Raw genomic sequence first — 9967 nt, 5'->3', positions numbered from 1 at the left:
GGTTCAGGAATATAACCACACTCTATCATGTGTTATCTTCCATTCGTTCTATCATGGTTAATTTCACGTTAAATCATTCGCTCATTGATTCAAATGATTGCCATTTTTTCTATCCTCATCAGTTGTAATACGCACATATTGCTGTTCACCATTACCGGGCTTTTTATCGCCAAGAATGAGTTCTGGAAACTCACCATTTAAGACCAGTTGTTTGAACTCTTTACCTAAATTGCGGCGGGCAGAATCGGATAAATCCTGCCATACATTCGCGTCAAGCAACTGTTTTAAGCCAATTGATCTGCCCGGCGGTATCTGAATCAATGCCGAGTGAATCATCGTCTGCAACGTGTCAGACAAATAAGTGACAACCGTTTTTCCCGCCGGGAGGTGGACATGCGCGGCAAAGGCGTTTAGGGTTATTTCAATCAAATCTTGTAGTGACACCCCTTGCTTGGCGGCTGTAAAGCGCAGCCGCGCAATCGTTTCTTCTGACAGCCGAACTGTAATAGCGATTTTTTTCATATGTGATTTTGATTAGAATAACAGATTCTGATGACTTTTGCAAGTATTATTTTTTGACAAACGAGAGAATCTCTCATTATACAATAGCATTTCACTTGCAGCAATCAGAGCGTTTTGATTAAAACATGGCGACCTTGCCATGAATGTAATTAGAATAACACAAGCAATGTGCTTTACGCTTATTTGAATAAACATGCAATTTTAGTAGAGGTTTTGCTATGCAAACACCATCAGTAGGCATCTTTTTTATGGTGGAACAGCAGTTGTTAGTTGATGCGATGCCATTAGAACAAGCGAGCGCGTATGGCGATCATCAAACACACGGCGGGCATTATGAATTCTGGGAACAATTCACGCCAAAAACGCGGCTTGAACAACAATTCAAAGCGCGGCCGTATGATGCGTATCCGCGAGGGCGGATTATCTACGCAATCAAGAAAAAACAGTTTTATTGTTATGCAGATCGGTGTTTAACGACAGACGTATTGCGGCACATTGCAAAAGCATTTGGATTAAAAACGATGGTTGCTGCATACGATGAACATTATCAATGCGCCACCTGCAATCCGCTATTTTTAGAGTGAATTTAGGCAGAGTGATTTGCACAATTGTATCCGAATAAATCAGAAGTTCACAGTTAAGCGTTAAATGATTGATCGTTTCCACATTCAAGCATGGGAATATTCACTTTAACGAAACCAATATCTTCGTTGTTCAACTGCGTAACTTTCTGAATTTAATCTGTTCAATTTTAAATAAAATCAACCGGGGGGATGTTGGGTTTTTAGATAGCGGCAATCTAAAACTGATTAGGCAACATGCTGCAACACATTGAGTAAATTTTTACCAGACATTGCCGGTGGTAGCGGTTTATTATCCGCCCGGTAGAGTTCAATCATTTCTTCTACAATTTGGCAAAGTTCTGCAAAAACAGCTTGTTCATTATCGCCATGACAGCCGCCAAACACTAAATCGGGGCAACTGCCTACATAACAATTATCTTCTTCAGACCATTCAATTATTTTGGCGTAGCGGGCGCGCTTTCATTGTTTTGATTCCTCAACTGCACGTTGCACTGCTTTGATTAAATACCGCTGGGCATCATCCCCGTGCTTGCCGGCTATCGTGATTGGTTTTGTCACATGTGGATGAACATAATTGCGGTGACTGCCTTTCAAACCATGATGCTTGATTAAATTGCATGATGCAATGCAGCGATGACTTCTTCTGATGTAACCCCCGCTTGTTTGAGAACACCAGTTAATGTTCCAATTTTTAATTCACGATGATTCTGTACTGTGCAGCCAACATCATCACGGCGCAGGATGATGTGACTACCGCGTTGACGAATGACCAAGAATCCTAAGCGTTGCAAGGCACGAATGACCTGCGCACCTGATACGACCGGCAATTTAGGCACGATCAGGCAAATAAAATGAGGTTAATAACGGCCGCCCGGCATAGACTAATGGAAACTCTTCTAAATACAGCGCCGTTGCTTCGCGTAAGTTTAATAATGCCTCCTCGATTGTTTCACCTTGCGTGGTGGTGCCGGTTTCGGGATTGAGTGCTACATAGCCACCTTCGGACGCGGGTGTTAATACTGCGGTTAATTCCATTTTTTATTACTCCAAATGATTGGTCGGCGTTTTCATGTGTGAGCATGGGAACGGGCGATTAAAAAATAACTACATGAATCACAAATACTAAAAAACATTGTCGGCAAAACAAGTGACAGTGCGTTTTATGGAAAAAACCGATAAATCTCCTTGCGATCCATGACAACTTGCAAAATCAACATATTATTTTCGACTTTCATCCCGACTCGATATGCACCAAAACGAGTTTTATAATAGCCGCGATGCCCGTGCATTTTCTCGATCACGCCTAATTCACTGAGTGATTCTGCACTTGGTAAGCGTTCAAAAGCAAAGGTTTCAATTTGAGTGCGAATAGTCGGCGGCAGGTTTGCAAGTTGTTTAAGAAATTTTTTGTGATAGCTGACTTTCACTGCGTTTTTTCTAGGGTTTGATAATAGGATTGTGCCTGTTCAAGATTAAATACTTCATCATCGGGTGTATCTGTGCTCATGCGTTGAATAAGCGCGTAGTTTTCTAATATCTCTTCTATTTTGACGAAAGTGTCTATGTCAATTTGAACGGCGATCCGGCGGTTTGACTCATCAACGATGTACTGACGTTTGATGTGCATGTTTCACCTTTTTTGCGTTTTTCACTATTGAGAATTAACTTAGGTTGGGTCGGTTTTTAATCAAAATCAATCGGCGAATGGTGTTGGGTTATTAGATAACTGCAACCTAATTAGCGATGTTTTTTGATTTACTCCCAAACGATGTTTCCGCACGAACTCTTTTTAAACAAAGAACGCCATAAATGTTCTTTGTCTGGTGGTGCACCAATTTTTACAATTTCAACAAACCCTTTAGAAATGGAAGCAGTCGCATTTTCGGTTATAAGCCCTGAATAAAAACTAGAGTTATTAATCTCAATGATCGGTGCAAGCGGCTCCGCATCAATATCGCCATATCCGAAAGCAAGAATGTTGACTTCGTCAGCTGTTTGAGCAATATGTTTTGATAAATCTAATGCAGTGGTAGATGAAATATATTGAGCAAGAACATCCTGAAGAAGCCAAAAAGTTTTGCCGTGCCAAGCAAGACCAACTTGGGATTTTACAATCAACTGGCTAACCATTCGCGCCCATACTTGGCGATAGTTAATTCCTGGTCCATTATGAGATTCAGGGCAAATAACAGCATCCTCACAAGCCATAGCAATTTGGGTACGCTTCTTCTTATCTCCCCCCGATGTACTTGATGTCATTATTTCAACAATGACAATTGGATCAGAGGGGAAGTCATCAATCCAAAGTTCACCATTTCTGAATGCTAAAGTATATTGATTGTTTTCAGCGATTTTTTGAGTTGCGCGCAGTCCTTTTCCCACAAGTGTGGCGACATCAGATAGTTTTTTTCGATTGGAACCAGCTATGACGTAATCAAAGGTATAGTCAAAAGATTTTGCCTCGTCTTCATCATTTGTTGTTTCTACTTTCATTTTCACTTCTGACCACGCCCGATATAACTTTCCTTGCTCAAGATTTGCACATTTCATCAATTGTTCTCGAACATAGGTTTGATAGTTTGCTTGTTGTCCTCGTAGCGATAAAAGACGGCGCGGGCATACAATCCATGGTTGTTCAAAATCGCGTAAACGCAAAGAACACACACCCGATTGGACTATTTTCTTTCCAGGGAAAAATTTTTCTAGCATTGGATTTTTGCCGATGTCTAATGCAGACAAATAACGGTTTCCGCCACCGTCACATTCGGCATTCATAAAAGGACACCACGCTTTTTCTCTGTTAGCAGAAGCCTTAGCATTCCAGCAGTCCAGTCGGTATCCATACAATTCAAATATTTTGCTCATCTAAAAATCCTTTGATTTGTCGTGCCATTACATTTGCTAAAGGCGGAGGGACAGAATTAGCAATTTGTCTATGTTGATCTAAATTCGGGACTGTTCCTGTTCTTGATCGAATTGGCCCTTTCAAGATGTAATTATCAGGGTAGCCATGTATTCGCATATATTCTCTAGGGGTCAAATATCGATTTTCAGTTGGATGATAAAAAATTTCTCCACACCGTAACGTATTTGCAGGGCGTTTGCGGTGGAGGCGTAAATATTTAGTTGTGTCTTTTGGTGACAATTTGCATCGAAGTGCCTCTCCGAGGTGAGTTTGAGCTGCTAGATAGCCCCCTTCAGGGACTTGAGCAATTCGCTCGCGATCCCGCGATGGCGTTACATCAACGTGACTATCAGCTCGCTCATACATCGTTTTACCTGTCACCTTTAAATCAGGTTTTCCTAATCCATCTAATACTTCACCAATTCCGATATATGGTTTATATGAAAACAAACTGTTAATCTCATCAATAGGTGTATGTGTCCTTTCGGGAAAAGAAAATCCATTGCGTTCTCTAGTAGCTATAATAAATAGTCGTTCTCTTAACTGTGGAATACCGTAATCAGCCGACATAACAACTCGCCACTTTGGCGTGTAATTTATGATTTCTAGTTTTTTCAAAAAATTTTCAAATACTTCGCCACGCCTATTAGTTTTTCCTCTTGAGGAAAGTAATCCTTTGACTTGCTCAAGAAAAATAACTTTAGGCTGCAAACCTTGCGCAAATCTGATGATCTCAAATAGAAGTAGCCCGCGTTCGTCTTCCAAACCACGCTGCTTTCCTGCTAAAGAAAATGACTGGCAAGGTGGTCCACCAAAAAGCAAATCCAATTCGCCCGTCTGTAAAGATAAATCCTGTAATAGTTTTTTGGGTTGAATTGTTCTTATATCTGCATGAATAACTTTTGTATCGTACCCGTGCGTTTCTGCATTAGCCATCAGTGTTGCACAACAGTGTTGATCACACTCAATTTCTGCAAGAATCTTAAACCCTGCATTTCGTACGCCAATATCCATTCCACCTGCTCCTGAAAAAAGACTTATGGCTTGTCGTTCTTGATTTTTCAAACGCTTTATCCTTATGAAGCTGCGGTTTAATAACCCAAGTTGGGTCAATTGAAAATCAACCCAACTCACTCATCAACTCTCAACTCTCAATTCACACCACCAACCGCTGCCGCCGCTGCAACGGCCGCGCAAACAATTCCGCCAAATCGGCCGCTTGATTAAACCCCTGCACCGGTGAAAACACCAATTCAATTGACCATTTCGTCGTCAAACCCTCCGCTTCTAATGGATTCGCCAATCCCAAACCGCACACCGTCATATCCGGCCGATCCTGCCGCAAGCGGGTTAATTGCGTTTCTAAATCCTGCCCTTCAATAATACGCACCGATGGCGGTAATAACGCCAATTCAGCATCCAACATCCGCCGATCTAAATACGGCACCCCCAATTCCACTAATTCCATGCCGCATTCACGCGCTAAAAACCGCGCTAATGGAATTTCCAATTGCGAATCGGGTAAAAACGTAATGCGCTTGCCGGCGAGCAATTCCCGATACCGCGCCAGCGCCTGCGTCGCCCGAGCGGCGGGCGCAGCAATCACCGCCGCCACGCGCTCCGCTGTCACGCCCCACGCGGTCGCCGCCGCCGTCAACCACAGCGTCGTGCCTTCCACGCCAAACGGGAACGGCGCAGGAATCACGGTCGCGCCGCGTTGCCGCAACGCCGCCAGCGTTTCACCGACAAACGGCTGCGCCGCGATCACCAACGTTCCCGTGCCAACGGGTGGCAAATCCGCCACGCGCCGCGGCGGCAGAAAATCTACCGTGCTGATGCCCATCTCATTGAATAAACGGGTAAATTGGTCTTCAACGACATCGGCTAACGTCCCGACGATGAGCAAACTGCGCTCGCTGCTGGGCAACGCGGGCATCTGCGGCACGAGCGCAGTCAAACAGGTGTCCTCGCCCTGCGTGAACCGCGTGTCCAGCCCGCTGCCGCTGTAGGCGACGATGCGCACCGCCCCGCCGCGACTGGCGCTCAACCGTTCAGCGGCGCGGTCGAGGTCGAGTTTGATGACTTCGGATGGACACGACGCGACGAGAAATAACGTACCGATGTCGGGGCGGCGGGCGAGTAATTCGCTCACCACGCGGTCGAGTTCCTCGTTGCAATCGGCGAGTCCCGCCAAGTCGCGGTCTTGCAACACGGCGGTGGCGAAGCGCGGCTCGGCAAAAATCATCACGCCGGCGGCGGATTGCATCAGGTGCGCGCAGGTGCGCGAGCCGACCACGAGGAAAAAGGCGTCCTGCATTTTGCGGTGCAGCCACACGATGCCGGCGAGGCCGCAAAAGGTTTGGCATTCGCCGCGCTCGCGGGTGATGGTTAATTCGGCGGTCATGGCGTTACCTCGGCGGCTGGCGCGGATAAACGCGCAGCGCGTAGTTTTAATAAGAATTGCGTGGCGTTAATAACGTAAGTGGCATAGGCGGCGAGGGCTAACCACATTTGCCCGCGCACATCTAACCAGCCGGTGAATAATGCAATCAGGTAGGCGGTGTGTAATGCCAAGACCAACATGCTGAATACGTCTTCCCAAAAAAATGGTCGCGCAAATAGATACTTACCGAATACGACTTTCTCCCAAATCGAGCCGGTAATCATAATGGTGTATAACACCAGCGTTTTAATGACAATGGACATGGTCGCGGCCGTTTCACCCGCGCCGGTGAATAGATAGCGCACGACGAGAATTAAACTAATTAGAAAAATCAGGAATTGCAACGGCGCGAGAATGCCTTGAACTAATGTCCAAGGCGTGTCGTCACGGCGTTGACGTTCTTCAGGAGTGTAAAGCGGCGGAGGTGATTGGTGCATCATTAAACAAGTTGTGTGATTGATAAAGCGGTAAAATCTAAGCGCCGGCGGGTGATCTGTCAATCGCACTGATGGTCGGCAAAGTTGAATTGAAATAAACAGCAATTCAATTAAAACTGTTAATTGATATTTCCTGCGCTTCAGTGATTAGTGAATTATTCAGGATGCAATATGCCACTCTCTTGGAATGAAATGAAAACACGCGCACTGGCGTTTGCGCACCGTTGGCAGGATGCGGGGCGGGAAAATAGTGACGCCAAGCCATTTTTAATTGATTTTTTTGAAATCTTCGGTGTGACCAATAAACGTTTGGCGACGTTTGAATACGCCATGACCAAATACGGCGAGCAGCAGGGGTTTATTGATTTGTTTTGGCCGGGCGTGTTGATTGTGGAAATGAAAAGTCGCGGCAAAGATTTAACTGCCGCGTATCAACAGGCGCTGGCGTATTGCGCGGGCATTAAAGAACAGGATTTGCCACGTTATGTATTGGTATCGGATTTTGCCACGTTGCAATTGACTGATTTAGAGACGAATCAAACGCTGACTTTTCCATTAGCCGAATTGGTGATGCACATTAGCGCCTTTGGCTTTATTGCCGGTTACACCACACAAGTCATTCAACCGCAAGACCCAATTAACATTAAAGCGGCCGAGCGGATGGGTGTATTACACGATCAATTAAAAGCGGTTGGTTACACCGGACACGCGCTCGAAGTCTATTTAGTGCGGTTGCTATTTTGTTTATTTGCTGAAGACACCGGTATTTTTACGAAACGTCAATTTCAAGAATTATTGATTCATAAAACCCGTTTTGATGGCAGTGATGTTGGGGCGCAAATCAACTTGTTATTTCATGTGTTGAATACGCCACCGACACAGCGCTTGACTAATTTGGATGAAGACTTTGCGGCATTTCAATATATCAACGGTCAGTTATTTAATGAAATATTGCCGCCGGCCAGTTTTGATCGGGCAATGCGCGAAACGCTATTGCGCCTGTGTGCATTGGATTGGAGTCGCATTAGTCCGGCGATTTTTGGCAGTTTATTTCAAAGCATTATGACGGATAGCGAGCGGCGTAATTTGGGGGCGCATTACACCAGTGAAGAAAATATTCTCAAGTTAATTAAACCGCTGTTTTTGGATGCGTTGTGGGCGCAGTTTAATCAATTGGGCAATCATAAAGCGAAGCTGGCGGCATTTCACGATCAATTAGCCGCGCTGACGTTTCTTGATCCGGCGTGTGGCTGCGGTAATTTCTTGGTCATTGCGTATCGGGAATTGCGCAAATTGGAATTAGAGTTATTAAAAAAGTTGCATAAAAAGTCGCAGTTATTAGAAATTGATACGCTGCTAAAACTCAATGTGAATCAATTTTATGGAATTGAAATCGAGGAGTTTCCGGCGCAGATCGCACAGGTGGCATTGTGGTTGACAGATCACCAAATGAATCAACAGGTGAGCGCGACGTTTGGCGTTTATTTTGCGCGGATTCCATTAACCACCGCCGCGACCATTATTCATGCGAATGCGTTGCAAGTGGATTGGCAGAGCGTTTGTCCGAATGCAAGTTTTATTATTGGTAATCCGCCGTTTGTTGGTAAAAATTTTCGCACGGCGCAGCAAACTACCGATTTAGAGCGGGTGTTTTATAATACGCCGCAATTGCCCGTTATTAAATCGTATAAGAGTTTGGATTTGGTGTGCGCGTGGTATTATCGGGCAGCGGCGTATATACAAACGCATTTAATGACACGCACCGCATTTGTCAGTACCAATAGCATTACGCAGGGTGAACAGGTGGCGATTTTATGGCAGCCGTTATTAACATCTGGGGTGCAGATTCATTTCGCTCATCGCACCTTTAGTTGGTCAAATGAAGCGAAAGGCAAGGCGGCGGTGCATGTGGTGATAATTGGTTTTGCATTACAGCCAGCGCCGACAAAAACGCTGTTTATTTACGCTGATATTAAAGGAGAACCGCAGGCGGTGACGGTTGCAAATATCAATCCGTATTTAATAGATGCGCCGGATATTTTGATCGCAGCGCGCCGCAAGCCGTTGTGTGCATTTGCACCAATAATGACCAGAGGCAGTCAACCGACAGACGGTGGTCATTTATTATTAAATCAAGCCGAACGTGACGAACTAATTCAAATCGAACCGCAAACGGAGCAATACGTCAAACCATTTTCAATGGGCGATGAGTTTATTAATCACATCCCGCGTTATTGCCTGTGGCTGGTTGACTGTCCACCGAATAAACTGCGCCACATGCCAGAAGTACTAAAACGTGTCGAAGCGGTTAAAACGATGCGACTCAATAGCAATAAAGCGGCAACGCGGGAATGGGCAACAAAACCAATGTTATTTACAGAAATTCGGCAACCATTGGACGGAAGTTATTTAGCTGTGCCGCGTGTTTCTTCTGAACATCGCCAATATGTACCGATTGGTTTTTTGCCGCACACACATATTGCCGGTGATAAGTTACAAACTATTCCAAATGCCACCATTTATCATTTTGGTATTATGACAAGTGCAATGCACAATGCTTGGATGCGTATTACATGCGGACGATTAGGCAGCAGTTACAGCTATTCTGCAAAAATCGTTTATAATAATTTCCCGTGGCCAAACACAACCGATAATCATCTTACTTTTATTACCAATACCGCGCAAGCTGTATTAACCGCTCGCGCCCGTTTTCCTAATTCATCATTAGCGGATTTATACGATCCGCGTACCATGCCGCCAGTATTAACTAAAGCCCATGCCAAACTTGATAAAGCCGTTGATGCGGCGTATCGCTATACTGGCGGCAATGATGATAGTGAGCGCATCACGTTTTTATTTCGATTGTATCAACAGCAGGGCGCAGCATCCAAGTGATTTATAGTAGGCACTGTCAATGGTTTTAATCGCTCACATTCATGCTGACTATTTCACCTGAGGCATCCCCATGCACATTGCCAATCCAATCTACGATAAGGAGCGGGCTTTAGCTGAAAAAGAATTGGTTTTAGCAGAATAACAACGTGAACGAATTGAAAAAGGGCGATTGCTAAAAATA

11 protein-coding genes are annotated in these 9967 nt (G+C 44.9%); 2 read left to right on the top strand and 9 right to left on the bottom strand.

The window, feature by feature from the left end; translation table 11 throughout:
* Positions 1-81: 81 nt before the first annotated feature.
* Positions 82-522 (bottom strand): DUF1413 domain-containing protein, encoded by a 441-nt coding sequence (locus tag HUK38_RS14010; protein ID WP_182584954.1) that lies wholly within the window; start codon positions 520-522, stop codon positions 82-84.
* 218 nt (positions 523-740) lie between these two features.
* Between HUK38_RS14010 and HUK38_RS14005 the strand changes: the two genes are divergently transcribed.
* Positions 741-1106 (top strand): hypothetical protein, encoded by a 366-nt coding sequence (locus HUK38_RS14005; protein ID WP_182584953.1) that lies wholly within the window; start codon positions 741-743, stop codon positions 1104-1106.
* A 608-nt stretch (positions 1107-1714) separates the two neighbouring features.
* Here HUK38_RS14005 and HUK38_RS13995 read toward each other — a convergent pair.
* The 8 genes from HUK38_RS13995 to bchF all read right to left on the bottom strand — a co-directional run bounded on the left by HUK38_RS13995 (position 1715) and on the right by bchF (position 6891).
* On the bottom strand, positions 1715-1942 hold the full coding sequence (locus HUK38_RS13995) for a type II toxin-antitoxin system HicA family toxin (protein ID WP_182584952.1): 228 nt from the start codon (positions 1940-1942) through the stop codon (positions 1715-1717).
* On the bottom strand, positions 1935-2141 hold the full coding sequence (locus tag HUK38_RS13990; RefSeq protein ID WP_182584951.1) for a type II toxin-antitoxin system HicB family antitoxin: 207 nt from the start codon (positions 2139-2141) through the stop codon (positions 1935-1937). Before HUK38_RS13990 ends, HUK38_RS13995 begins: the two co-directional genes overlap by 8 nt.
* A gap of 125 nt (positions 2142-2266) precedes the next feature.
* Positions 2267-2533, bottom strand: coding sequence for a type II toxin-antitoxin system RelE family toxin (locus HUK38_RS13985; RefSeq protein ID WP_182584950.1), 267 nt, complete (start codon positions 2531-2533; stop codon positions 2267-2269).
* A complete protein-coding gene (locus HUK38_RS13980) occupies positions 2530-2733 on the bottom strand; it encodes a hypothetical protein (protein WP_182584949.1) in 204 nt (67 codons plus the stop codon). Before HUK38_RS13980 ends, HUK38_RS13985 begins: the two co-directional genes overlap by 4 nt.
* A 128-nt stretch (positions 2734-2861) precedes the next feature.
* On the bottom strand, positions 2862-3971 hold the full coding sequence (locus HUK38_RS13975) for a hypothetical protein (protein WP_182584948.1): 1110 nt from the start codon (positions 3969-3971) through the stop codon (positions 2862-2864).
* Positions 3955-5145, bottom strand: coding sequence for a DNA (cytosine-5-)-methyltransferase (locus tag HUK38_RS13970; RefSeq protein ID WP_182584947.1), 1191 nt, complete (start codon positions 5143-5145; stop codon positions 3955-3957). The genes HUK38_RS13975 and HUK38_RS13970 overlap by 17 nt, the downstream gene beginning before the upstream one ends.
* Before the next feature lie 22 nt (positions 5146-5167).
* Positions 5168-6415 carry a ferredoxin:protochlorophyllide reductase (ATP-dependent) subunit N gene (locus HUK38_RS13965; RefSeq protein WP_182584946.1) on the bottom strand — a complete coding sequence of 416 codons (1248 nt, stop codon included), beginning with the start codon at positions 6413-6415 and terminating at the stop codon, positions 5168-5170.
* A complete protein-coding gene (gene bchF, locus HUK38_RS13960) occupies positions 6412-6891 on the bottom strand; it encodes a 2-vinyl bacteriochlorophyllide hydratase (protein WP_182584945.1) in 480 nt (159 codons plus the stop codon). The genes HUK38_RS13965 and bchF overlap by 4 nt, the downstream gene beginning before the upstream one ends.
* A 171-nt stretch (positions 6892-7062) precedes the next feature.
* Between bchF and HUK38_RS13955 the strand changes: the two genes are divergently transcribed.
* Complete coding sequence (locus tag HUK38_RS13955; RefSeq protein ID WP_182584944.1) at positions 7063-9786, top strand: DNA methyltransferase; 2724 nt, start codon at positions 7063-7065, stop codon at positions 9784-9786.
* Positions 9787-9967 lie beyond the last annotated feature (181 nt).

Source organism: Thiospirillum jenense (assembly GCF_014145225.1).
GTDB lineage: Bacteria > Pseudomonadota > Gammaproteobacteria > Chromatiales > Chromatiaceae > Thiospirillum > Thiospirillum jenense.
This window is presented reverse-complemented; position numbering and strand designations above follow the sequence as displayed.